Source organism: Stenotrophomonas sp. C9D9 (assembly GCF_056491205.1).
This window is the reverse complement of record NZ_JBSZIF010000006.1, coordinates 1111527-1135955: the sequence shown is the minus strand read 5'-3', so window position 1 is coordinate 1135955 and position 24429 is coordinate 1111527. Positions and strand designations below refer to the sequence as shown.

Genomic DNA, 24429 nt, shown 5'->3' with positions numbered 1-24429 from the left:
TGGCCTGAGCCACCGCGCCGGGGCGCCTCAGCGCAGGGCGGAGCGACGCTTCTCGTCGATCCACTTCGAGGCCTGCGCCGGCTGGTAGTTCTGCATCCACTCCAGCATTTCCTCGATGTCCGAGCCGTACCACAGGTCCTGGCGCTGGTCCGGATGCAGGAAGCGTTCTTCCACCATGCGATCGATCATGCCGATCAGCGGGGCGTAGAAGCCTTCCACGTCGAGGAAGGCGCACGGCTTGTTGCCGATGCCCAGCTGGCGCCAGGTGAGCATCTCGAAGATCTCTTCCATGGTGCCGAAGCCGCCGGGCAGGGCGACGAAGCCATCGGCGAGGTCGAACATGCGCGACTTGCGCTCATGCATCGAACCGACGATCTCCAGTTCGGTCAGGCCGCGGTGGGCCACTTCCCAGTCGGCCAGCTGGCGCGGGATCACGCCGGTCACCTCGCCGCCGGCGGCGAGCACGGCATTGGCCACGGTTCCCATCAGGCCGACGTTGCCACCGCCGTACACCAGGCGCAGGCCGTCGCGGGCGATGCGATCACCCAGGGCAATGGCGCGTTCGGTGTAGGCCGGCTTGCTGCCAGCGTTGGAACCACAGTAGACGCAGATCGACTTCATGGGGGGGTCTTGTCTCTTGGTGCGGAAACGAAAACGCCCCGCCGGCAACCGGGTCAGCGGTTGCGGGCGGGGTGCGGGTGGATTATCGCCGCTTCTGTAGCGCCGAAGCGAAGCGGCCGCTTACGCCGCCGCAGCCTGCTCGCGGCGCGGGCCTTCACGCAGGGCGCGGCCCACCATGCCGACCAGCAGGTCCAGTTCGTCGCTGTCCATGCCGAAGTGCGGGGTGAAGCGCAGCGAGTTCTCGCCGCCGTGGATCACGTTGATGCCGTGCTGGCGCAGCCATTCCTCGGTGGAGTTGGCGCCGTAGCACTTGAACTGCGGCGCCAGCTCGCACGAGAACAGCAGGCCGGTGCCCTGCACCTTGGTGATCAGGCCGCCCAGCTCGCTCTTGAGCTGTTCCAGCTTGCGCACGGCCTCGGCACCGCGTTCGGCGATGTTGGCGCGCACCTGCGGGGTCAGCTGCGCCAGGGTGGCGCAGGCCACGTCCAGCGCGCGCGGGTTGCTGGTCATGGTGTTGCCGTAGATGCCCTTGCGGTACAGCTGCGCGGCATGCTCGGTCACCGCCAGCACCGACAGCGGGTACTGCGCGGCGTTGAGCGCCTTGGAGTAGGTCTCCATGTCCGGCGGATCCAGGCCTTCGAAGCCCGGGTAATCGACCACCGACAGCACGCCATGCGCGCGCAGGCCAGCCTGGATCGAGTCGAGCAGCAGCAGGCTGCCGTGCGCACGGGTCAGTTCGCGGGCCACGGCATAGAACGCCGGCGGCACCGAGCGGCCCGGGTCGCCTTCGCCCATTACCGGTTCCAGGAACACCGCCTCGATGAACCACTGGTTGCGTGCAGCGTCCTCGAACACCTTGCGCAGGCCGGCCTCATCGTACGGCGCCACGGTGATCACCGAATCCTCGCCGCGGTAGCTGGCCAGGTGCTGCATGTAGCTCTTGCGGCTGGAATCGGAATACAGGGCAGGGCGGTCGGTACGGCCATGGAAGCTGCCCTTGACCACCACGCGCTTGATCGTGGCGCCGGCGTGGCGCGCGCCGGGGTCGGTCTGCAGCTTGGCGTTGACGTCGGCGATGCGCGCGGCCAGGCCAACCGCCTCGGAGCCGGAATTCAGGCACATGAAGCGCGCGAACGGGCAGCCGCCACGGCGGTGGCCGATCTCGGCGCGCAGGGCGGTGATGAAGCGCTGCTGCGACAGGCTGGGGGTCATGATGTTGGCCATCACCTGCGGGCGGGCCATCGCCTCCAGCACGGCGTCCGGGGTGTGCCCGAAGCCGAGCATGCCGTAGCCACCGGCGTCGTACAGCACCGCACCCTTCAGGGTGACCACCCACGGGCCGCGCGCGGCCAGCGCCACGTACGGAGTCACTGCATCATCGGCATAGAAATTGACGAAGCCGTCCTGCATCGCGTCGATCTGCGCCTGTTCGTCCTGCGCCAGCAGCGGCCCCAGGTCGGCCTGCACGCGCGCGAATTCCTCGGCGGCGGCATCCACTGCGGCGATCAGCTGCGGGTGGCGGGCGGACAGGGCGGTCAGGGTGGCATCGTCCAGGCCGGTGGTGAGGCGGGTGCCGGGCTGGGTGCGCAGGGGGGCGAGGCGTTCGATGAAGCTCATTGCAGATCTCCTGAAACGATGGGTCGCACGGGCCTTCAAAAGCAAAACGCGCGTCATCACGCGCGCTTGGGGGCAGGCTCGTGCAGCGGACTTCCGACTCGATGCTAGCACTTGTTTTTTTGCGCGATAACCCCGCAAAAACCTGCTGCATAGCAGCATTTTGCGCGACGTTCGCCGCGAAGCGCGCCGGCTCGCAGACGCTGGACGTACAATGCGCGCCATTGTCGACCTGTTGCCGCCCACTGCCTTGAAGAAGTCCGATTTCAACTACGACCTGCCGGCTGAACTGATCGCGCAGGCTCCCCTGGCCGAACGTTCCGCAAGCCGCCTGCTGCTGGTGCCTCCGGCGCCCGATGCCTTCACCGATCTGCAGGTGCGCGACCTGCCGTCGCTGCTGCAGCCGGGCGACCTGCTGGTGTTCAACGACACCCGGGTGATCCCGGCGCGCCTGTTCGGGCAGAAGGCCAGTGGCGGCCGCGTCGAGATCCTGATCGAGCGCCTGCTCGGCGCCCAGCAGGCACGCGCGCAGGTCGGCGCCAGCAAGTCGCCGAAGGCCGGCAGCCGCATTGCGCTGGATGCCGGTGGTGAAGCCGAGGTGCTGGGTCGTGACGGCGAGTTCTACGTGCTGCAGTTCCATGTGCCCGAGTCGCTGGAGCAGTGGTTGCTGCACGCCGGCCGCCTGCCGCTGCCGCCCTATATCCAGCGCGAGCCGGGCGTGGACGACCGCGAGCGCTACCAGACCGTGTTCGCGCGTGAAGTGGGCGCGGTGGCTGCGCCGACCGCCGGCCTGCATTTCGACGAGCCGTTGCTGGCCGCGCTGAAGGAAAAGGGCGTGGACTTCGGCCACGTCACCCTGCACGTGGGGGCGGGCACCTTCCAGCCGGTGCGTGCCGATGACCTGAAGGACCACGTGATGCACCGCGAGTGGCTGAACGTCGGTGCCGAACTGGTGCAGCAGGTGCGGCGCACGCGCGCCGCCGGCGGCCGGGTGATCGGCGTCGGCACCACCGTGGTGCGCGCGCTGGAAAGCGCGATGCGCGATGGTGAGCTGTTGCCGTTCGCGGGTGAAACGCAGATCTTCATCACCCCGGGCTACCGCATCCGCAGCGTCGACGCGATGGTGACCAACTTCCACCTGCCGGAAAGCACGCTTCTGATGATGATTTCCGCGTTCGCCGGCAAGGAGCGCGTGTTCGAGGCTTACCAGCACGCGATCGAGCAGCGCTACCGCTTCTTCAGCTACGGCGACGCGATGCTGCTGTTCCCGCAGGCGGGGTAGGGCACCTGCATCCGGTTGTGGTGGGTGCGCACCGTTGGTGCGCACTTGCCGGAACCTGGGTGGCAGGAAAGCCACGCATGGCATGGCTCTACTGCCGGTCCGTTCAGGCCTGAATGGGCGGTCGCCCTGGTTTTGGGAGACAATGGGCGACTATTTGCCTGAATGACCGCTCCATGTCCCGACTGCAGTTCCAGCTCAAGACCCGCGACGGCCGTGCCCGCCGTGGCCGCCTGACCTTCCCGCGTGGCACGGTGGAAACGCCGGCCTTCATGCCGGTGGGAACCTATGGCTCGGTCAAGGGCATCCTGCCGGACCAGGTGCGTGCGCTGGGCGCCGAGATCATCCTCGGCAATACCTTCCACCTGTACCTGCGGCCGGGCCTGGACATCATCGCCGACCACGGCGGCCTGCACGGCTTCTGCCGCTGGGATGGCCCGATCCTGACGGACTCCGGTGGCTTCCAGGTGTTCTCGCTGGCTCACCGCCGCAAGATCACCGAGCAGGGCGTGACCTTCGCCTCGCCGACCGACGGCGCCCGGGTGTTCCTGGGCCCGGAAGAGAGCATGAAGATCCAGAAGGTGCTCGATTCAGACGTGGTGATGATCTTCGACGAGTGCACCCCGTACCCGGCCACCGAGGATGTCGCCCGCCGTTCGATGGAGCTGAGCCTGCGCTGGGCGCAGCGCAGCCGCAACGCGCATGACGAGCTGGGCAACGACGCGGCCCTGTTCGGCATCGTCCAGGGCGGGGTGCACACCGACCTGCGCAGCCGCTCGGCCGAGGCCCTGCAGGCGATCGGCTTCGACGGCTACGCCATCGGCGGCCTGGCCGTGGGCGAGCCGGAGCACGAGCGCAACGCCATGCTCGACCACCTGGACCCGGAACTGCCGGGCGACCGCCCGCGCTACCTGATGGGCGTGGGCCGGCCGGAGGACCTGGTCGAGGGTGTCGCACGTGGCGTGGACATGTTCGACTGCGTGATGCCCACCCGCAACGCCCGCAACGGCCACTATTTCACCTCGTTCGGCACCGTCCGCATCCGCAACTCCCAGTACGCGCGCGACATGGACCCGATCGAGCCGGGCTGCGGCTGCGTGGCCTGCACCGGCGGCTACACCCGGTCCTATCTGCGCCACCTGGACCGCTGCAACGAGATGCTGGCGCCGATGCTGGGCACCCTGCACAACCTGTTCTATTACGAAAAGCTCATGGCCGACATCCGTGCGGCGATCGAGGCGGGAACCTTCCTGGCCTTCCGTGAGTCTTTCTACGCGGCACGCGGGGCGGTAGCACCGCCCCTGTAACCCGAACACCCCCTGCCAAACGGCCCAAGGACGAACGCCCGGGGCCGTGGCATACTTCAAGGCTGACCCAGATCCGCGGTCGACACCCCGTGCCCGTGAAAGGGCCGGAGCGCCGCCCAACCAAAGGACCAACGATGAACCTGCTTGCCTTCCTGATTCCCGCCGCCCACGCCCAGGCCGCCGGCGGCCAACCGCAGGGCATGGGCCTGACCACGCTGCTGTTCCCGATCATCCTGATCGCCATCATGTACTTCCTGATGATCCGCCCGCAGATGAAGCGGCAGAAGGAGCACAAGTCCATGCTGGAGAAGATCAAGCGTGGTGACGAAGTGCTGACCAACGGTGGCATCGCCGGCAAGGTCACCGACATCGGCGACAACTTCATCACCATCGAAGTGGCCGAGAACGTGCGCATCCGCGTGCAGAAGGGCGCTGTCGGCAGCGTGCTGCCGACCGGCACCCTGGATTCGGCCAAGTAAGCCACTCCCTTTCCGAAGCACAACCGCGGCGCCGGGGATGGCGCCGCGCGGGACCCAAGCAATGCTCGAATTTCCACGCTGGAAGTACGTCGTCATCCTGATCGTACTGGCGCTCAGTGCGCTGTACGCGCTGCCCAACATCTACCAGAAGGACCCGGCCCTCCAGATCACCGCCAACCGTGGCGGCCAGATCGACGATGCGCTGCGCGACCGTGTGCTGGCCGACCTGAAGACGGCCGGTATCACCACCATCGGTGTCGAGAAGGAAGGGGAGAGCCTGATCGTCCGCCTGCCGGACCTGAAGGCGCAGTCCGCTGCCAGCGACGCCCTGCGTGACACCGTCGGCGAGAAGTACACCGTGGCCCTGAACCTGGCCTCGACCGTGCCGGACTGGCTGGCCAAACTCGGTGGCCGCCCGATGGTGCTGGGCCTGGACCTGCAGGGCGGCGTGCACTTCGTGCTGCAGGTCGACCAGAAGGCCGCCCTCGACAAGCGCCTGGACGCCTACACCGAAGACGTGCGCAGCACCCTGCGTGACGCGCGCATCGCCTACCAGTCGGTGGAACGCCGCGCTGACAACAGCATCGTCGCCAACCTGAGCCCGTCCGCCGGCGATGACGCCGCGCAGCGTGCGCGTACCGCCCTGGTCAAGGCGCAGCCGACCCTCGGCTACGACGTCAGCGGCAACCGCATCACGGTGACCGTGCCGGATACCGAGATCGCGCAGATCTCCAATGGCGCCATCGAGCAGAACATCAACACCCTGCGCAACCGCGTGAACCAGCTCGGCGTGGCCGAGCCGATCATCCAACGCCAGGGTGCCGACCGGGTGGTCGTGCAGCTGCCGGGCGTGCAGGACACTGCCGAAGCCAAGCGCATGATCGGCGCCACTGCCACCCTGGAATACCGTGCGGTGGTTGAAGGCAACGCGCAGGACGCCATCACCGCCGGCCGCATCCCGCCGGAAGCGAAGGTCTACCAGCGTCGTGACGGCGGTGGTCCGATCCTGCTGAACAAGCGCGTGATCGTCACCGGTGACCAGATGGTCGGCGCGCAGGCCGTGACCGATTCGAACAGTGGCTCCCCGGCCGTCAGCGTGACGCTGAACAACGTCGGTGGCCAGCGCATGTTCGACTTCACCAGCGCCAACGTGAACAAGCCGATGGCGGTGGTCTACACCGAGCGCGTGCCGACCGTGACCGTCGTCGACGGCCAGGAAGTGCGTGGCTTCAAGGTCAACGAGGAAGTGATCTCGGTGGCCAACATCAACGGCGTGTTCGGCAAGAACTTCCAGACCACCGGCCTGCAGAAGAAGGAAGCCGAGGACCTGGCCAAGCTGCTGAAGTCGGGCTCGCTGGCCGCGCCGATGGACTTCGTCGAAGAGCGCGTGGTCGGCCCGAGCCTGGGTGCCGAGAACGTCAAGAACGGTATGCGCGCGGTGGTGTTCGCGTTCCTGTTCACCCTGGTGTTCTTCAGCGTCTACTACCGCATGTTCGGTGTGATCACCTCGATCGCGATGCTGTTCAACCTGCTGATCGTGGTGGCGGTGATGTCGCTGTTCGGCGCGACCATGACCCTGCCGGGCTTCGCTGGCCTGGCGTTGTCGGTCGGCCTGTCGGTGGACGCCAACGTGCTGATCAACGAGCGTATCCGTGAGGAGCTGCGTGCCGGCGTGCCGGGCAAGACCGCGATCGTGACCGGTTACGAGCGTGCCTCGGGCACCATCCTCGACGCCAACCTGACCGGCCTGATCGTCGGTGTGGCGCTGTTCGCATTCGGTACCGGTCCGCTGAAGGGCTTCGCGCTGACCATGATCATCGGTATTTTCGCCTCCATGTTCACCGCGATCACCGTGTCGCGTGCGCTGGCGACGCTGATCTACGGCCGCCGCAAGAAGCTCCAGAACGTGGCCATCTGACGGGACGACACGCACATGAAACTGTTTCCGCTGCACATCCTCCCGAACGACACCAAGATCGACTTCATGCGCTGGCGCCATGTCGCGATGGTCGTCACGGTCATCGTGTTCCTGGCCTCGGTCGCCATCATCGGCGTCAAGGGCTTCAACTACGCCCTGGACTTCACCGGCGGCACCCTGATCGAAGCCCGCTTCGACAAGGCCGTGGACGTCGAGCAGGTCCGCACCAAGCTCGAGCAGAGCGGCTTTGAGGGCGCGCAGGTGCAGAGCGTCGGTGGCAACACCGACCTGCTGATCCGCCTGGCCCCGCATGGCGAGCACGCTGCCGGTACCGGCGACGCCGCGCACGAGGACAAGGCCACCGCCGCCGCCGTGGTAAAGGCACTGTCCACCGCCGACAATCAGGCCACCGTGCTCCGCAACGAGTTCGTGGGTCCGCAGATCGGCAAGGACCTGGCGATGAATGGCCTGTATGCCACCATCTTCATGCTGGCCGGCTTCCTGATCTACATCGCGGTGCGCTTCGAATGGAAGTTCGCGGTCACCGCCAGCATCGTGGCGATGTTCGACCTGATCGTGACGGTGGCTTACGTGTCCCTGCTGGGCCGTGAGTTCGACCTGACCGTGCTGGCCGGCCTGCTGTCGGTGATGGGCTTTGCGATCAACGATCTGATCGTGGTCTTCGACCGCGTCCGTGAGAACTTCCGCAGCCTGCGCGTGGACTCGATGGAAGTGCTGAACCGTTCGATCAACCAGACGCTGTCGCGTACGGTGATCACCGCGGTGATGTTCTTCCTGTCGGCACTTGCCCTGTACATGTACGGCGGCAGCTCGATGGAAGGCCTGGCCGAGACGCACATGATCGGTGCGGTGATCGTGGTGCTGTCCTCGATCCTGGTGGCGGTGCCGATGCTGACGATCGGTTTCCTGCGCGTCAGCAAGCAGGACCTGCTGCCGAAGGCCAAGGACGTCGAGGCCCTGGCCCGTCGCCCGTAATCATTCGCGCTGCACGCAACACACAGAGAACCCCGCGCAAGCGGGGTTTTTTGTTGGCAGGGCTTGCAGCCCTGCACCTGCGGTAGTGCCGGCCGCTGGCCGGCAGCAACAGCAACAGCAACAGCGTGCATTCCGTGGGATGGCGGGGCGGTGCCGGAGTGCGGGGACGCCGCAAGTACGTCCCTGTAGGCTTGGCAGCCGCATCCATGCGGCTGACACCCCGCACTCCGACACCGCCCCACCTCTGACAGATTCCTGCGGCAGTTGGTAGGTGTCGACCTTGGTCGACACATCGGTCAGATATCGAGCAATCCAGATGGGGTCAGATCCGTTTTCCAGAGGAAAACGGATCTGACCCCAAGAACTGTCCTGACAGATCGCGGAAAACTGTCGAAGGCGGGGTGGGTCCGGTTGCGGGGGTGTCCGCGGCATGGATGCGCGGCCAAGCCCCCATGGATGGGTTCACGGCGACCCCCGCAACCGGACCCACCCCGCCGATCCTCAGGAATCCAGCTTTTGACGTTGCTTCCGCCCTGGCCGTTGCTTCGGCCGGTGCAGGGTGCAACCCTGCAAAACAAACTCCACCCTACGCCGCCGTCGGTTGTGCATTCGTGCCCCGCGCACTACGATCCTGCGGTTCGCGCGCGCAGGCGCGCACCCGTATTCCTGCTGAGCGCCCCGTGCGCCGCATCTGCCAACCCGAGGTATCCATGGTCATCAAACCGCGCGTCCGCGGCTTCATCTGCGTCACCACCCACCCGACCGGCTGCGAGGCCGCGGTCAAGCAGCAGATCGACTACATCCGCGCGCGCCCGCCGATCCAGAACGGCCCGAAGCGCGTGCTGGTGATCGGCGCCTCCACCGGCTACGGCCTGGCTGCACGCATCACTGCCGCCTTCGGCAGCGGCGCCGCTACCCTCGGCATCTTCTTCGAACGCCCGGGCAGCGAGACCAAGCCGGGTACTGCGGGTTGGTACAACTCGGCTGCGTTCCACAAGTACGCCGAGGAAGCCGGCCTGTACGCCAAGAGCATCAACGGCGATGCCTTCTCCGATGAAGTGAAGGCGAAGACCATCGAAATGATCAAGGCCGATCTCGGCCAGGTCGACCAGGTCGTCTACAGCCTGGCGGCGCCGCGCCGCAAGCACCCGAAGACCGGCGAGATCATCAGCTCCACGCTGAAGCCGATCGGCGAGCCGATCACCCTGCGTGGCCTGGATACCGACAAGGAAGTGCTGACCGAGACCCACCTGCAGCCGGCGACCCCGGAAGAAATCGCCGGCACCGTCGCGGTGATGGGGGGCGAGGACTGGCAGATGTGGATCGATGCGCTGGCCGATGCCGGCGTGCTGGCCAACGGCTGCACCACCACTGCCTTCACCTACGTGGGCGAAGAGATCACCCAGGCGATCTACTGGAATGGCTCGATCGGTGCCGCCAAGAAGGACCTGGACACCAAGGTGCTGGGCCTGCGCGAGAAGCTGGCCAGGATCGGCGGCGACGCACGCGTATCGGTGCTGAAGGCGGTAGTCACCCAGGCCAGCTCGGCGATTCCGACCATGCCGCTGTACCTGTCGCTGCTGTTCAAGGTGATGAAGGAAAAGGGCACTCACGAAGGCTGCATTGAACAGCTCGACGTGCTGTACGACATCCTCTACGGCGGCAAGGCCGAGGGCGTGGCGGTCGATCGCCTGCGTCACGATCTGGTTGACGGCGAGGGCCATACCGTCGCGCTGGTCGACGAGGAAGGCCGCCTGCGTGCCGACTACAAGGAAATGGCTGCGGACGTGCAGGGCAAGGTGGTGGCGCTGTGGCCGCAGGTCACCAACGAGAACCTGTACGAGATCAGCGACCTGGCCGGCTACAAGGCTGACTTCCTGCGCCTGTTCGGCTTTGGCGTGGAAGGCGTCGACTACGAGGCCGACGTCAATCCGGACGTGAAGATCGAAAATCTGGTCGACATGACCTGATCAACGAAAAGGCCGGCGAATGCCGGCCTTCTCGTTTGGTAGTGCCGGCCGCTGGCCGGCAACCCCGGGTACCAGAGGCTGCCGGCCAGCGGCCGGCACTACCCTCGGTCACCCGAACTCGAAGCCCATCTCCGGCAGCGCGGGGCCGACGAAGTCGCCCTGCACGTAATCCACGCCGGCACTGAACAGCAGCGTCATCGAATTGGCATCGCTGACGAACTCGGCAATGGTGCGGATGCCGGCTTCCTGCGCGCGCGCGGTGATCTGGCTGATGCGGTCGATGTTCTCACGCGTGGCCGCCAGGTCGCTGGTGAAACCGCGGTCCAGCTTGAGGAACTGCGGCTGGAAGTGGGCCAGCAGCTGGAACGAATCCAGTCCCGAACCGAACTGCTCCAGGCCGATGCGGCAGCCCAGCGGTGCCACTTCGGCAAGGAACTGCTGCGCACTGCGCAGGTGGGTGAATACCTTCGCCTCCGGCGCATGCAGCCAAAGCCGTTCGCCGGGCACGCCCTGTGCCTGCAGTTCGCGGCGCAGGGTGGCGATCATCTGCGTATCGTCGAACGACTCCGGCGTCACCTTCACCAGCACCTGGGTGGCGTTGCCTTCGCGTGCGCGCTGGCCAAGCACCGCGATGGCCTGCGAAACCACCCAGCGGTTGATGTCGGCCAGCAGGCCGTGTTCCTCGGCGATGCCCAGGAACGCGGTCGGGCTCAGCAGCTCGCCGTTGTTCTCCAGGCGCAGGTAGGCCTCGTACAGCTCCAGCGGCTCGCCCTGCAGGTTCAGCACCGGCTGGTAGTGCAGCTGGAAGCCGTCGCCGGCCAGCGCCTCGCGGATGCGCGCAACCCAGCGCTGCACACGTTCCTCCTCGACGCGGTCGGCGGCAGCCGGGTCGAAGATGCGGCAGGTGTTGCCCAGCTCCGCGGCGGCCTGGGTGCACTCGCTGGCGCGCGCCAGCACCTGGCCGATGCTGGCGATCTTCTCGCCCACCTGCACGCCACCGATGCTGACCGTCACCGTGGCCGAGCGTGCGCCGATGCTGAAGACGTGTGCCGCGTAGGCTTCGCGGATGCGCTCGGCCAGCGCCACGGTCTGCGCGTAGGGCCCGGCCTGCAGTACAGCGAAATTGTGCTCGCCGAAGCGGGCCAGCTGTGCGTCCTCGCCGACCACCTCGGCCAGCAGGCCAGCGAGCGCGCCGATCAGGGTGTCGGCCGACGCCAGGCCGATGTCCGGCAGCAGGCGCGCGTAGTGGTCCGGCTCGATCAGCAGCAGGCCGAACTGGCCCTCGCTGCGCCCGGCCTGGGCCACCGCGCTTTCCAGCTGCAGCATGAAAGTCGGGCGATTGAGCAGGCCGGTGACCTGGTCGCGCTGACGCAGGTCCTCGACCTCGCGTGCCAGCTCGGGGTCGAATTCCATGCGACGGCGGAGCACCACCTGCAGGCAGGACTCGCCCTCATATGTGGCAGCGGCAAACTCCATGGTCGCCGGGAACGCACTGCCGTCCTCGTGGCGCGCGTCGAGCTGGTACTGCGGCGGCGGCGCCTCGCCACGGCTGAGGCCCTTCAGCAGCTGCTTGAAGCCCTCCACGTGCTGGGCGGCGACCATGTCCAGCAGCGAAATGCCTTCGATGTCGTCGAAATGCTCGTAGCCGAACATCTCCAGGTAGGCGTCGTTGGCGCGGATGTGCATGCCTTCATGCACGTAGGCGATGGGGTCGCGCGAGGAGGCGATCAGCGCGTCGCAGCGGCGCTCGGTCTCGCGCATCTGCGCCTCGATGCGGCGCAGGCCGCGACGCGCCTGCAGGTCCACCCACTGGTCGCGGACCACGGCGAGCAGGTGCTCGGGGCGCTGGCGCAGGGCGAGGGCGCGGATGCCATGGCTGCTGGCCTGCACCAGTTCGTCCTCGTCGATGCGCTCGGCCAGCAGCACCAGCGGGATGTCCTTGCCGCTGGCGGCGATGTGCTGGGCCGCCAGCTGCAGCGGGATGCCCTGCGAAGGCGAGGCCAGCACCAGGTCGATGGCCTGGCTGGTCAGCACCTGGGCCAGCTCAGCCGCGTCCTGCGGGCGCCACGGGCGTACCGCGATGCCGCTGTTGCGCAGGGTGCTGACGATGGCTTCGGCATTCTCGCCGCTGTCATCGACGATCAGCAGGCGGATGGTGATGTCGTTCGCGTTCTGCATGCACTGCTCCCCAATCTGCGAATCTAGATACACGATGCGCGGCGAACCGTCCATGCGCGCACCCCTTGCGCGCGTCGAACGGCGAAGTGGTTCACACCACGCCGCCCGCTGCATGGCCGCTGGCCCAGGCCCATTGGAAGTTGTAGCCGCCCAGCCAGCCGGTCACGTCCAGCACCTCGCCAACGAAGTGCAGGCCGGGTACGCGCTTGGATTCCATCGTCGAGGATGACACTTCGGCGGTGTCCACGCCGCCCAGGGTGACCTCGGCGGTGCGGTAGCCTTCGGTGCCGCTGGCCACCAGCGGGAATGCGCCCAGCAGCTGCGCGGCCTGGCGCAGCACCGGCTCGTCCAGCTGGCGCACCGGGCGGTCGGGCAGCCAGTGCTCGCACAGGCGCTGCGCCAGCCGCTTCGGCAGTACCTCGCCCAGTACCGTGCGCAGCTCGGCGGCGGGCCGGTCGCGCTTCATCTGGCGCAGCCACTCGCCCGCATCCTGGCCCGGCAGCAGGTCCAGCTCCAGCGCATCGCCGGGCTGCCAGAACGAAGAGATCTGCAGGATGGCCGGGCCGCTCACGCCACGGTGGGTCAGCAGCATGAAGTTCTGGAAACTCTTTCCGTTGCAGCGCGCCTCGATCGGCAGTGCGACGCCGCTGAGGTCGGCCAGCCGCTCCTGGTGCTTGCCGCTGAGGGTCAGCGGCACCAGGCCGGCGCGGGTCGGCAGGACCTGGTGGCCGAACTGGCGGGCCACTTCATAGCCAAAGCCGCTGGCACCCATGCTGGGAATCGACAGGCCACCGCTGGCAACCACCAGCGAGGCGCAATGGAACTGGCCCTGCGTGGTGTGCACCCGGAAACCATCGCTGCCGTGCTCGATGCGCTGCACGCTGCAGTCGGTACGGATCTGCACGCCCGCCGCCTGGCATTCGTCCACCAGCATCTTCACGATCTGCTTGGACGAGACATCGCAGAACAGCTGCCCCAGTTCCTTTTCGTGATAGGCGATGCCGTGCTTGTGCACCAGCTCGATGAAGTGCCAGGGCGTGTAGCGGGCCAGCGCCGACTTGCAGAAGTGCGGGTTGGCCGACAGGAAGTTGGCCGGGGTGGTGCCGGTGTTGGTGAAATTGCAGCGGCCACCGCCGGACATCAGGATCTTCTTGCCGACCTTGTTGGCATGGTCGATCACCTGCACCTGGCGGCCGCGCTGGCCGGCAGTGATCGCGGTCATCAGCCCGGCCGCGCCGGCACCAATGACCACCACATCGCAGCGGATGGTGCTCATGCCTTGGCGCGCTTGCGCCAGTTCGGGATCACGTCGAGCTGGATCTGGTCGTTGAGCAGCTGCACTTCGCCGTCCTGGATCAGCACGCTCCAGCGCATGGCACGCTGGATCTGCTGGCCCCACTGTTCAACGAAGGCACCGTCGAGGTCGACCACCGAGAGATTGTCGAAGCGCGCCAGGCCCTTGCCCTGCTTGCCCCACCAGATCTCCGAGGCGTTGCCGCCGTAGTTGACCACCTGCACCTGGCGGCTGCGGTTGCTGGCCTTGCGGATGCGCGATTCGTCCGGATGGCCCAGGTCGATCCACTGCAGGATGTCGCCGGTGTAGTCGTGTTCCCACAGATCGGGTTCGTCATCGGTGCTCAGGCCGCGGCCGAACTCCAGGCGGTCGCCGGCGTTCAGCGCGAAGGCGAGCAGGCGCACCATCAGGCGCTCGTCGGTCTCGGACGGATGCTGGGCCAGGGTCAGGTTGTGGGTCGCGTAGTAGCCGCGATCCATGTCGCTGATCTGCAGTTCGGCCTTGCGGATGGTGGCGGTAAGAGCCATGGGGGATCCGTGGACTAAAGACGACAATGATAGAGGTTTGCTCCAGGGGTGTCCGTTGCCGGGCTGTCTGCACAGCGTCAACGGTGGCACTCTTGCGCTCTTTTCCGTGGCCGGAGTGGACGCCATGACCTTGCCCAGCCGCCTGCAGCTGCCGCCCGGCCACTGGCCCAGCCTGCTCGATGGCTTGTGCGCGCGTTTCCCGCGCATCGACCGCGTGCAATGGCAGGACCGTTTCGCCCGTGGCCGCGTGCAGGATGCGCAGGGCAGGGCACTGGCGCCGGACATGCCCTGGCAGGTGGGGCTGGAAATCCAGTACTTCCGCGAGGTGGCCGACGAGCCGGTGATCCCCTTCACCGAAACCCTCGTCCATCTGGATGCGCACCTGCTGGTCGCCGACAAGCCGCACTTCCTGCCGGTGACACCCGCGGGTGGGCATGTGCGCGAGACGCTGCTGGCGCGGCTGGTCGCCCGCACCGGCAATGCCGATCTGGTGCCGCTGCACCGGCTGGATCGGCTGACGGCCGGGTTGGTGCTGTTCTCGACCCAGCGTGCGTCGCGCGATGCTTACCAGCGCCTGTTCCGTGAGCGGCGCATCGAAAAGACCTATGAGGCCCTGGCACCAGCGCTGCCCGCGCGGGAGTTCCCGTTGCAGCGGGACAGCCGCCTGGTGCCGGGCGAGCCGTTCTTCCGCATGGCCGAAGTGTCCGGCGAGCCCAATGCGCGCAGCCGGATCGAGCTGATCGAGGCCGAAGGGCCGATCTGGCGCTACCGGCTGCTGCCGGAGACCGGCCGCAAGCATCAGTTGCGCGTGCACTTGGCGATGCTGGGGGCGCCGATCGTGGGTGACGATCTGTACCCGCAGCTTCGGCAGCGTCCGCCGAACGTCGCCGAGGCGCCGCTGCAGCTGCTGGCGCGGGCCCTGGCCTTCGACGACCCATTGAGCGGCGAACGACGGGTGTTCAGCAGCGGCCGCAGCCTGAGCCTGCCGACCGGGGGCGGCTAGGCGTTCAGCGGGCCGGGCGTCGCGCCAGCCAGCGGTCCAGCTCGGCGGCGAACAGCTGCCGGTCACGGGGTCCCAGCGGCGGCGGTCCACCGGTCTGGACCCCGGCGCCGCGCAGTTCCTCCATGAAATTACGCATCGACAGCCGCTCGGCCATGTTGTTAGGTGTGTACAACTGGCCGCGCGGGTTCAGCGCGACGGCATTCTTCTCCAGCACCAGCGCGGCCAGCGGGATGTCCTGGGTGACCACCAGGTCGCCCGCGGCGACCCGCTCGACGATGGCGCTGTCGGCCACGTCCAGCCCCTGCGGCACCTGGATCGAGCGCAGCCAGCGCGAGGGCGGGGTACGGATCCACTGGTTGGCGACCAGGGTCAGTTCGATCCCGACCCGTTCAGCTGCGCGGAACAGGATGTCGCGAATGACGGTGGGACAGGCGTCGGCATCCACCCAGATGCGGGGGGAGGCGTGTTCAGCGGGGGTTTCAGCTTCAGTCATTTACCCAGTGTAGGGTAGGAAAAACCTGAATGGGGACTCGGAGTTAGGCGCGAAAGGCTGCCAACCCTTGTCACGCCTAGCGGGTGACGTATTCCCATGAACGTCGGGACTATCGCTTTTTGCAGAAAACACGCGTATCGTGCGACCCACTGTGTTTGCTAGGGTCACCGTGAATCGTGGCCTGGTGCAGTTGATCTCACGATCCGCTCATCGATCCGCTTTACCAACGCCTGCAACTCAGTCTCGGCCCCGATACCCGGTGGCTGCGATTTTTTTCAACATGTGTTTCAGGAGTTAGTAAAATGTCTGAACGTCAGACCGGCACCGTCAAGTGGTTCAACGACGCCAAGGGCTTCGGCTTCATCACCCCGGAAAGCGGCCCGGACCTGTTCGTGCACTTCCGCGCGATCCAGGGCACCGGCTTCAAGACCCTGCAGGAAGGCCAGAAGGTTACCTTCATCGCCGTCCAGGGTCAGAAGGGTATGCAGGCTGACCAGGTGCAGGCGGTCTAATCCGTCTGCTACCGTTGGGTAGCCAGAACGCCGGAAGCGAAAGCTTCCGGCGTTTTTTATTGCCCGCCGTTCTGTAGAGTCGAGCATGGCGTGACTCTACAAAGGACATGCAGCCGGCGCGGTACGATGCGCGTCTCCCCAAGGGATCACCCCCCATGCGCATCGTCCACCACCTGGAAAACTCCCGTTCGCTGCGCGTGCTGTGGATGCTGGAGGAGCTGGGGTTGGACTACGAACTGCGCCGCTATCCGCGCGATCCGAAGACGCTGCTGGCGCCGCCGGAACTGCGCAACGTGCATCCGCTCGGCAAGTCGCCGGTACTGCAGGATGGTGAGCTGGTACTGGCCGAGTCCGGCGCGATCCTCGACTACCTCGCTGACCGTTACGACACGCAACGCCAGCTGTCGCCGTCACCGATGCCGGCCGACGGGGCCGAACGCATCGCTTACCGTTACTGGCTGCACTACGCCGAAGGCTCGGCGATGCCGCCGTTGCTGCTGACCCTGGTGATGGGCCGCATCCGCAACGCGCCGATGCCGTTCTTCGCGCGCCCGATCGCACGCAGCATTGCCGACAAGGCCGAGCGCGGCTTCATCGGTCCACAGCGGCGGCTGCACCTGGAGTGGATGGAGCGCCGTCTGGCCGAAAGCCCGTGGTTCGCCGGCGAGCGCTTCAGTGCGGCCGACATCCAGATGAGCTTCCCGATCCAGGCCGCTGCCGCGCGTGGCGGTGGTCTCGACGACAAGCCGGCGCTGCGCGGCTTCCTCAAGCGTATCGGTGAGCGCCCGGCCTACCAGCGTGCCGAGGCCCACGGCGGCCACCTGCAGGCGCTCAGCGGCAATTGAGGCGGGCGGCCGTCGCCCCCATCTTCAGCACCATGGATACCGACAGCCCCCGTTTCGACAACCGCCTGCTGCATACCCTCCCGGGCGACCCCGAGTCCGGCCCGCGTCGCCGCGACGTGCTGGGCGCGGCCTGGTCACCGGTGATGCCGACCCCGGTGGCGGCGCCCACGCTGCTGGCCTGGTCGCCGGAGGTGGCCACGCTGCTGGGTTTCGATGCCGCTGACGTCGAAAGCGAAGGTTTCGCGCGTGTATTCGGTGGCAACGCACTGTATGCAGGCATGCAGCCATGGGCCGCCAACTACGGTGGCCATCAGTTCGGCCACTGGGCCGGGCAGCTCGGCGACGGCCGCGCGATCTCGCTGGGCGAGCTGGTCGCACCGGATGGCCGCCACTGGGAGCTGCAGCTGAAGGGGGCCGGACCGACGCCGTATTCACGCGGCGCCGATGGGCGCGCAGTGCTGCGCTCGTCGATCCGCGAATTCCTGTGCAGCGAGGCGATGCACCACCTGGGTGTGCCAACAACCCGCGCGTTGTCGCTGGTCGGTACCGGCGAGGACGTCGTGCGTGACATGTTCTATGACGGCCACCCGCGTGCCGAGCCTGGTGCCATCGTGTGCCGGGTCTCGCCGTCGTTCCTGCGTTTCGGTTCGTTTGAACTGCCGGCCTCGCGCGGTGAAACCGCCCTGCTGCAACAGCTGGTGGACACCTGCATCGCCCGTGATTTCCCCGAGCTGGAGGGTCAGGGCGAGGCGCTGTACGGCGACTGGTTTGCGCAGGTCGCGGTGCGCACCGCCGAGATGATCGCGCACTGGATGCGCGTCGGCTTCGTGCATGGCGTGATGAACACCGACAACCTGTCCGTGCTCGGCCTGACGCTGGATTACGGCCCCTATGGCTGGGTCGAGGACTTCGATCCGGACTGGACACCGAACACCACCGACGCACAAGGTCGTCGCTACCGCTTCGGTACCCAGCCGCAGGTGGCGTACTGGAACCTGAGCCGACTGGCGCAGGCGTTGTCGCCATTGTTTGCCGATGTGGCACCGCTGCAGGCGGGCCTGGCGGCGTACCAGTCCACCTTCGTGGCCTGCACGCGCCGCGATGCCGCAGCCAAGCTGGGCCTGGCCGCGGCCGACGATGACGACCTGCAGCTCTACCTGCGCTGGCAGCAGCTGATGCAGGACGGTGCCATGGACATGACCCTGGCCTGGCGCGCGCTGATGCGTATCGATCCGGCGGCACCGGATGCGGCGCTGCTGGACGCGGTGTACTACGACCAGGCGCGCCAGCAGGCGGTGCAGGCGCCGTTGCAGCACTGGCTGCAGGATTACGCGGCGCGCCTGCGCCGCGATCCGCTGTCGGCCAGCGAACGCCAGGCGAAGATGGCCGCGGCCAATCCGCTGTATGTGTTGCGCAACTGGCTGGCGCAGGAAGCCATCGATCGTGCAGAGCAGGGCGACCTCGATGGCGTTCACGCACTGCAGGACGTGCTGCGCGACCCGTACACCGAGCGCGCCGGGCTGGAGCACTTCGCCGGCAAGCGCCCGGCGTGGGCGGACAATCGGGCCGGTTGCTCGATGCTGTCCTGCAGCTCCTGAGGGTGGGTTTCGGCAGGGCTGCGCCCTGCACCCGCAGAGGCCAGGTCAACGACCAGAGCAAAAGCTGGATTCCGTGGTTTGGCGGGGCGGTGTCGGAGTGCGGGGACGCCGCAAGTACGTCCCTGTAGGCTTGGCAGCCGCATCCATGCGGCTGACACCCCGCACTCCGACACCACCCCACCTCCGACAGATTCCCGCTGCTGTGGGTGGGTGTCGACCTTGGTCGACACGGTAGATCCACGCCATGCGTGGATGCTTTTCGTTCAATTCTCGAAATATTTGATTTCGATAGAGACCCATCCACGCATGGCGTGGATCTACGACAGATCGCAGAAAACTGTCGAAGGCGGGGTGGGTCCGGTTGCGGGGGCGTGAGCCGCATGGATGCGGCGACCGAGCCTACATGGATGTATTTACGGCGTCCCCCGCAACCGGACCCACCCCGCCATCCCTCGGAATGCGGCTTTTGCTTTCGCCTTTGCTTGCGCGGTGGCCTCTGCAGGTGCCGGGCGCAGCCCGGCCGACACCCCCATCAGGCAGGCGGCGCCCGGAACAGGTACCCTATGCCGCCATCAGATAGCCAATGTGACATGACCGACGCCATCGTCGCTCCGCAGTGGGCCTCCCGCCTGCGCGACATCGCCGACTTCCCCAAGCCCGGCATCCTGTTCAAGGACATCATGCCGCTGCTCGCCCACGGCCAGGACTTCCGCGGCGCGATCACCGCGATGGCCGACCGCTGGCGCGACCAGAAGCTGGACGCAGTGGTCGGCATCGAATCGCGTGGGTTCATCCTCGGTGCCGCGATGGCGCTGGAGCTGGGCGTCGGCTTCGTACCGGTGCGCAAGCCGGGCAAGCTGCCGGGCCAGGTGCTGCGCGAGGAATACACGCTGGAATACCGCAGCGACTGCATCGAAGTGCATGCCGATGCGCTGCCGGCCGGCGCCCGCGTGGCGATCATCGATGACGTGCTGGCCACCGGCGGCACGCTGGTCGCTGCGCTTTCGCTGGTGCGCCGCCTGGGCGTTGACGTGGTCGGTGCCGGCGTACTGGTCGAACTGGACGGCCTCGGTGGTCGCGCCCGCTGGGAATCGGACCTGCCGCTGCACACCGAACTGGTGTTCTGATCGAAGGGCGGGTGCCAACCAAGGTTGGCATCTACCAGAGCGAATGGCCTGGAGCCGGTAGTTGCCAACCTTGGTTGGCATCGCCTTTCGCAACCGACGCCATGGACGGGCCAACCAAGGTTGGCCGCTACCAGGTCATGTCGTTGCCAACCGTGGTTGGCAACGCTGCTTCAATCACATCATCCGCACGCGGAAACGACGGCCCTTGATCTTGCCGGCTTCCAGCTTGGCCACGGCCTTGTTGGCCTGCTCACGCGCGATCGCCACATAGGAGCGGGTCGGGAAGATCGCGATCTTGCCGATGAACTTGCTCGACAGCCCGGCGTCGCCGGTCAGTGCGCCGAGGATGTCGCCCGGGCGCAGCTTGTCGGTCTTGCCGCCGTCGATGCGCAGGGTGCGCATCGCCGCCTGCGGCAGCTCGGCCGGGCGCGAGGTCGCCAGCGGCGTCTTCTGCCAGTCCAGCGGCTGCCCCATCTGCGCTTCGATGGCTTCGGCGCGGGTCTTCTCGCGGCCGGCCACCAGGCTGATCGCCAGGCCACTGGCACCGGCACGACCGGTACGGCCGACGCGGTGCTGGTAGCTCTCCACGTCGGTCGGCAGCTCGTAGTTGATCACCGCCGCCAGCTCTTCCACGTCCAGGCCGCGTGCGGCCACGTCGCTGGCCACCAGCACGTTGCAGCTGCGGTTGGCCAGCAGCAACAGCACTTCCTCGCGGTCGCGCTGTTCCATGTCGCCATGCAGGGCCAGTGCCGAGAAGCCGAACTGCTGCAGCGAGTTGGCTACTTCGTCCACGTCCTTGCGGGTGTTGCAGAACACCACTGCCGATTCCGGCGTGTACTTCAGCAGTAGGCCAGCCAGCGCCTTCTGGCGGTGCGCCGGTTCCACCTCGCAGAACAGGTGGCGGATGGCAGGGGCCTGGTCGGCACCTTCCACGGTCACTTCCACTGCGTCGCGCAGCAGGTCACGCGCCATGGTGCGGATGCTGTCGGGGAAGGTGGCGGAGAACAGCAGGCTCTGGCGATCCTTGTGGGTGCGGCCGGCGATCTCGCGGATCGGCTCCTCGAAGCCCATGTCGAGCATGCGGTCGGCCTCATCCAGCACCAGCGTGCGCACCGCGCCCAGGTTCAGCGCACGCTTGCGTGCCAGTTCCTGCACGCGGCCGGGCGTGCCGACCACCACATGCGGATCGTGGCCTTCCAGCGATGCCAGCTGCGGTACCAGCGGTACGCCGCCAACCAGCAGCAGCAGCTTCAGGTTGGGAATGCCGGTGGCCAGCTTGCGGATCTGCTTGCCGACCTGGTCGGCCAGTTCGCGGGTCGGGCACAGCACCAGCGCCTGCACGCGGATCAGGCTGGGGTCGATGGCCTGCAGCAGGCCCAAGCCGAAGGCGGCGGTCTTGCCGCTGCCGGTCGGCGCCTGTGCGATCACATCGCGGCCATCGAGGATGGCCGGCAGGCTCTGCGCCTGCACGGGGGTGAGGGTGGTGTAGCCGAGGGCATCCAGGCCGGGCTGCAGGGCCGGGCTCAGCGGCAGGGTCGAGAAGTCAGTCATGGCGCATTGTACCCGTCCGGAAGGCTGGTCCCCTCGGCCTTTTTCACCCGCTCAGGGCGTGCGATCCAGTAGATCCACGCCATGCGTGGATGACACTGTCCATCCTTCAGTGCAGCCCGAGGGCCACCAGCCGTACGGCCATCGCCTGCAGCTGCTCCTGGGTGGCCGGTTTTCCGGCGACCCGGGGTTCCAGCAGCAGCTGATGGAACCACGGGTTGGCGTGCCGCGTGTCGAAGTCGAACGAACAGGTTGCCTGCTCGCCCATCTCCGCCTGCACGATCCCGATCAGCATGTCTTCGGCTTCATCGACATTGCCTGGCCCGTAGCGGTCATCCAGCAGGCGCAAGGGGATCTGCAGCAGGGCGGCGGAGGCGGGCATGCCTCAAGTCTAGCGGCCCATGTCGGGCCTGCGCAGGAGAAGGTTCAGGCCGAGTCAACATGGAACTGAACCAGGCCACAGTGCAGGCACTCGAACATATAGAAGCCGATATCTGCACCGGGCGTGTAGTCGCTGGCCAGATCCCACCAGGCCGCCTCGTCGGCGTCGTTGATCGCGCACCATGCCGCGATGCTCGCTGCCGAGGCCTGAGTCACCTGCTCCAGGGTGGCGTCGCCCAGGAATCGGCAGACATCGCTGCAATGTGCCAGCCACGTTTCCCCCTGGAAACTGGCATAGCCCGGCGTGCGCAGGGACAGCTCTTCCAGCGCGGCTTCAGGGACGCTTTCGTCGATATCCAGGCGGCAGGCAAACGCCACATGCAACGCCGACGCGGCGCGGCCATCGGCAATGCACCAAGGGCAGATCTGCTCTGAGTAATCTACGCGCCCTGCGTGGATGGCATCGTGCAGATACACATACCCACGCGCCTGCTGGCAGACCCTGCAGGTGGTAGTGGAGGGCGCCACGTTGCCCGTCGCAACCGGGTCCGGATGGTAACGGAAGCTCGGAAGGTGATGGATGGTCATGTCGTCCGTGTCGACCAGCGCAGGGTGCGTTCTTTTACGATCTGCGGATGGATTCGGCAAGCGGGGAGTGGCGATCAGCCAAGCACCGCCAACACACCCTGATGGATCGCCAGGCCACCGAACAGCAGCCAGGCGAACAGGATCAGCGCCAGCAGCAGCGGCTTCAGCCCGGCCTGGCGCAGCGCCGAGACGTGGGTGGTCAGGCCCAGCGCGGCCATCGCCATCGCCAGCAGCACGGTATCCAGCTGCACCAGCCCCGCCTGCAGGCCGGCCGGCAGCAGGTGCAGCGAGTTGAACCCGGCCACCGCCACGAAACCGAACGCGAACCACGGCACCACGATGCGCGCCTTGCTGCCATCGGCACTGGCCTTGCCGCCACGCGCCAGCCACAGCGACAGCGCGACCAGGAACGGCGCCAGCAGCATCACCCGCACCATCTTGGTGATCACCGCGGTATCGGCCGCCGTTTCGTTGACCGCGCGGCCGGCCGCCACCACCTGTGCCACTTCATGCACCGTCGCACCGGTGAACAGGCCGTACTGCTGCGCGTCCATCGCCAGCCAGCCGTGCGATTGCACCAGCGCATACAAGGCGGGGTACAGGAACATCGCCAGCGTGCCGAACACCACTACCGTAGAGACCGCGACGGTGACCTGCGCAGCGCGGCCGCGCACCACCGGTTCGGCGGCCATCACCGCCGCCGCGCCGCAGATCGCACTGCCGGCGCCGATCAGCATGGCCGCTTCGCGCTCCATCTTGAACACGCGCATGCCCAGCCAGCAGGCCAGGCCGAAGGTGCTGGCGACCACCAATACGTCCATCAGCACGCCTGTGACGCCGACATGGCCGATGTCCTGGAAGGTCAGGCGCAGGCCGTACAGCACGATGCCGGCGCGCAGCAGCCAGTGCTTGGAGAAGCCGACACCGGCCGCGCTGCTCGGTGCCAGCCGCGGGTAGAAGGTGTTGCCGACCACGATGCCGGCGACGATGGCCACGGTCAGCGCGCTCAGGCCGTGCGCCTGAAGCCAGGGAAGCTCGGCCAGGTACAGCGACGCCGCGGCGATCAGGCCCACCAGCAGCAGGCCGGGCAGGCGCGGCTGCCAGCGTTGGCGCAGGGCGGGCAGGGACCAGGAGGAGAGAGCGGGGGCGTTCATGGCAAGGGTAGGGCTGGAGTGATAGGGCAAGCGTGCACCTGGGACGATGACCTGTAAAACGAATAATATGGGTGAAACCTACCCATCAAGAAGGTAAGCGCCATGCGCCTGACCTTGCGCCAGTTGCAGGTCTTCGTCGCTATCGCCGACCACGGCAGCACCACTGCCGCCGGTCAGGCCATCGCACTTTCGCAGTCGGCCAGCAGCGCCGCCCTGCAGGAGCTGGAAGCGCACTTCGGCACGCCGTTGTTCGACCGCATCGGTCGCCGCCTGGCCCTGAACGGCCACGGCCGCGCGCTGCTGGAACCGGCGCGCACGTTGCTGGTCAATGCTGCCGACCTGGAGCGGCAGCTGGCCGCTGGCGGCGACCCGTCGCAGGGTGCACCGCTGCGGCTGGTGCTGGCGGCCAGTACCACCATCGGCAACTACCTGTTGCCGCCGCGCATCGCCGATCTGCTGCGGCAGGCGCCGCAGGCCGAAGTCGACCTGCGCATCGACAACAGTGCCGGCGTGGTTGCCGCCGTGCAGCGCCTGGACGTCGACGCCGGCCTGATCGAAGGCCCGTGCCATGAACGTGGCCTGCAGGTGACCGCCTGGCAGCAGGATCCTCTGGTGATCGTCGGCGCCGCCGACGCTGCCGCGCGCTGGTCGCTGGACGAACTGCGCCGCGCCCGCTGGCTGCTGCGCGAGCCCGGCTCCGGCACCCGCGAAGCCGTGGAGCAGGCGCTGTTGCCGCACCTGCGCGGCTTCGCGCAGACCCTGCAGCTGGGCAATACCGAAGCGATCAAGCAGGCCGCCATCGCCGGCCTCGGCCTGGCCTGCCTCTCCCGCCACGCGCTGGAAGAGCCCCTGGCCCTCGGCCGCCTGCGCGTGTTGGAGACCCCGCTGCCCGCCCTGCAGCGCACCCTGTGGCTGGTACGCCACCCCGGCAAGCAATGGCTGCCGGGGTTGCAGGCGTTGCTGGGGGAGGTGGGGTAAGCCATCAGATTCCCAGTCG

Annotated in this window: 22 protein-coding genes; 12 read left to right on the top strand and 10 right to left on the bottom strand. The window is 67.1% G+C overall.

Going from position 1 to position 24429, the window contains the following annotated elements:
* Positions 1–27: 27 nt before the first annotated feature.
* Both ACXI0D_RS20800 and ACXI0D_RS20795 read right to left on the bottom strand, forming a co-directional pair.
* The gene (locus ACXI0D_RS20800) at positions 28–621 is read right to left on the bottom strand and encodes an LOG family protein (protein WP_014036864.1); all 594 of its coding nucleotides are present in this window, start codon (positions 619–621) and stop codon (positions 28–30) included.
* A 120-nt stretch (positions 622–741) separates the two neighbouring features.
* Positions 742–2238, bottom strand: coding sequence for an aminotransferase class III-fold pyridoxal phosphate-dependent enzyme (locus ACXI0D_RS20795; protein WP_479643092.1), 1497 nt, complete (start codon positions 2236–2238; stop codon positions 742–744).
* 211 nt (positions 2239–2449) lie between these two features.
* On the opposite strand from ACXI0D_RS20795, the gene queA reads away from it, so the two are divergent.
* The 6 genes from queA to fabV all read left to right on the top strand — a co-directional run bounded on the left by queA (position 2450) and on the right by fabV (position 10184).
* On the top strand, positions 2450–3517 hold the full coding sequence (gene queA / locus ACXI0D_RS20790; RefSeq protein WP_119007830.1) for a tRNA preQ1(34) S-adenosylmethionine ribosyltransferase-isomerase QueA: 1068 nt from the start codon (positions 2450–2452) through the stop codon (positions 3515–3517).
* Between the two features lie 173 nt (positions 3518–3690).
* The gene (tgt, locus tag ACXI0D_RS20785; protein WP_006434331.1) at positions 3691–4821 is read left to right on the top strand and encodes a tRNA guanosine(34) transglycosylase Tgt; all 1131 of its coding nucleotides are present in this window, start codon (positions 3691–3693) and stop codon (positions 4819–4821) included.
* A gap of 134 nt (positions 4822–4955) precedes the next feature.
* Entirely contained in the window at positions 4956–5300 is a 345-nt protein-coding gene (gene yajC, locus ACXI0D_RS20780) for a preprotein translocase subunit YajC (RefSeq protein ID WP_014036867.1), read from the top strand.
* Between the two features lie 61 nt (positions 5301–5361).
* Entirely contained in the window at positions 5362–7218 is a 1857-nt protein-coding gene (secD, locus tag ACXI0D_RS20775) for a protein translocase subunit SecD (RefSeq protein WP_049442810.1), read from the top strand.
* A gap of 15 nt (positions 7219–7233) precedes the next feature.
* Entirely contained in the window at positions 7234–8214 is a 981-nt protein-coding gene (gene secF, locus ACXI0D_RS20770; protein WP_101765305.1) for a protein translocase subunit SecF, read from the top strand.
* A 710-nt stretch (positions 8215–8924) separates the two neighbouring features.
* Positions 8925–10184 carry an enoyl-ACP reductase FabV gene (fabV, locus tag ACXI0D_RS20765; RefSeq protein WP_101765306.1) on the top strand — a complete coding sequence of 420 codons (1260 nt, stop codon included), beginning with the start codon at positions 8925–8927 and terminating at the stop codon, positions 10182–10184.
* Between the two features lie 108 nt (positions 10185–10292).
* Here the strand turns inward: fabV and ACXI0D_RS20760 are convergent, their stop codons facing one another.
* From ACXI0D_RS20760 to ACXI0D_RS20750, 3 genes are all read right to left on the bottom strand, one after another.
* Positions 10293–12362: an EAL domain-containing response regulator gene (locus tag ACXI0D_RS20760; protein ID WP_479643091.1), complete on the bottom strand. Its 2070-nt coding sequence runs from the start codon at positions 12360–12362 to the stop codon at positions 10293–10295.
* Positions 12363–12453: 91 nt separating this feature from the next.
* On the bottom strand, positions 12454–13638 hold the full coding sequence (locus tag ACXI0D_RS20755) for a BaiN/RdsA family NAD(P)/FAD-dependent oxidoreductase (RefSeq protein WP_049442808.1): 1185 nt from the start codon (positions 13636–13638) through the stop codon (positions 12454–12456).
* Entirely contained in the window at positions 13635–14183 is a 549-nt protein-coding gene (locus ACXI0D_RS20750) for a YaeQ family protein (protein ID WP_049442807.1), read from the bottom strand. The genes ACXI0D_RS20755 and ACXI0D_RS20750 overlap by 4 nt, the downstream gene beginning before the upstream one ends.
* Before the next feature lie 124 nt (positions 14184–14307).
* Between ACXI0D_RS20750 and ACXI0D_RS20745 the strand changes: the two genes are divergently transcribed.
* Positions 14308–15186, top strand: a complete 879-nt coding sequence (locus ACXI0D_RS20745) for a pseudouridine synthase (RefSeq protein ID WP_479643090.1) — start codon at positions 14308–14310, stop codon at positions 15184–15186.
* A 4-nt stretch (positions 15187–15190) separates the two neighbouring features.
* On the opposite strand, the gene ACXI0D_RS20740 is transcribed toward ACXI0D_RS20745, so the two are convergent.
* Positions 15191–15679, bottom strand: a complete 489-nt coding sequence (locus tag ACXI0D_RS20740; protein WP_119007832.1) for a YaiI/YqxD family protein — start codon at positions 15677–15679, stop codon at positions 15191–15193.
* Between the two features lie 302 nt (positions 15680–15981).
* On the opposite strand from ACXI0D_RS20740, the gene ACXI0D_RS20735 reads away from it, so the two are divergent.
* The 4 genes from ACXI0D_RS20735 (at position 15982) to ACXI0D_RS20720 (ending at position 19761) form a co-directional block, all read left to right on the top strand.
* On the top strand, positions 15982–16191 hold the full coding sequence (locus ACXI0D_RS20735; protein ID WP_005416210.1) for a cold-shock protein: 210 nt from the start codon (positions 15982–15984) through the stop codon (positions 16189–16191).
* A 155-nt stretch (positions 16192–16346) separates the two neighbouring features.
* Complete coding sequence (locus tag ACXI0D_RS20730; protein ID WP_049442804.1) at positions 16347–17036, top strand: glutathione S-transferase family protein; 690 nt, start codon at positions 16347–16349, stop codon at positions 17034–17036.
* A gap of 32 nt (positions 17037–17068) precedes the next feature.
* Positions 17069–18634 (top strand): protein adenylyltransferase SelO, encoded by a 1566-nt coding sequence (locus ACXI0D_RS20725; RefSeq protein ID WP_049442803.1) that lies wholly within the window; start codon positions 17069–17071, stop codon positions 18632–18634.
* A 590-nt stretch (positions 18635–19224) separates the two neighbouring features.
* Positions 19225–19761 (top strand): adenine phosphoribosyltransferase, encoded by a 537-nt coding sequence (locus ACXI0D_RS20720; RefSeq protein ID WP_479643089.1) that lies wholly within the window; start codon positions 19225–19227, stop codon positions 19759–19761.
* 174 nt (positions 19762–19935) lie between these two features.
* Here the strand turns inward: ACXI0D_RS20720 and dbpA are convergent, their stop codons facing one another.
* From dbpA to ACXI0D_RS20700, 4 genes are all read right to left on the bottom strand, one after another.
* Positions 19936–21312 (bottom strand): ATP-dependent RNA helicase DbpA, encoded by a 1377-nt coding sequence (gene dbpA / locus ACXI0D_RS20715; protein ID WP_479643088.1) that lies wholly within the window; start codon positions 21310–21312, stop codon positions 19936–19938.
* Positions 21313–21418: 106 nt separating this feature from the next.
* Complete coding sequence (locus ACXI0D_RS20710; protein ID WP_014036880.1) at positions 21419–21691, bottom strand: hypothetical protein; 273 nt, start codon at positions 21689–21691, stop codon at positions 21419–21421.
* A 44-nt stretch (positions 21692–21735) separates the two neighbouring features.
* The gene (locus ACXI0D_RS20705; RefSeq protein ID WP_147416513.1) at positions 21736–22338 is read right to left on the bottom strand and encodes a CbrC family protein; all 603 of its coding nucleotides are present in this window, start codon (positions 22336–22338) and stop codon (positions 21736–21738) included.
* A gap of 14 nt (positions 22339–22352) precedes the next feature.
* Positions 22353–23432, bottom strand: a complete 1080-nt coding sequence (locus ACXI0D_RS20700; protein ID WP_049442800.1) for a YeiH family protein — start codon at positions 23430–23432, stop codon at positions 22353–22355.
* Between the two features lie 102 nt (positions 23433–23534).
* On the opposite strand from ACXI0D_RS20700, the gene ACXI0D_RS20695 reads away from it, so the two are divergent.
* On the top strand, positions 23535–24410 hold the full coding sequence (locus ACXI0D_RS20695; RefSeq protein WP_049442799.1) for a LysR substrate-binding domain-containing protein: 876 nt from the start codon (positions 23535–23537) through the stop codon (positions 24408–24410).
* Positions 24411–24429 lie beyond the last annotated feature (19 nt).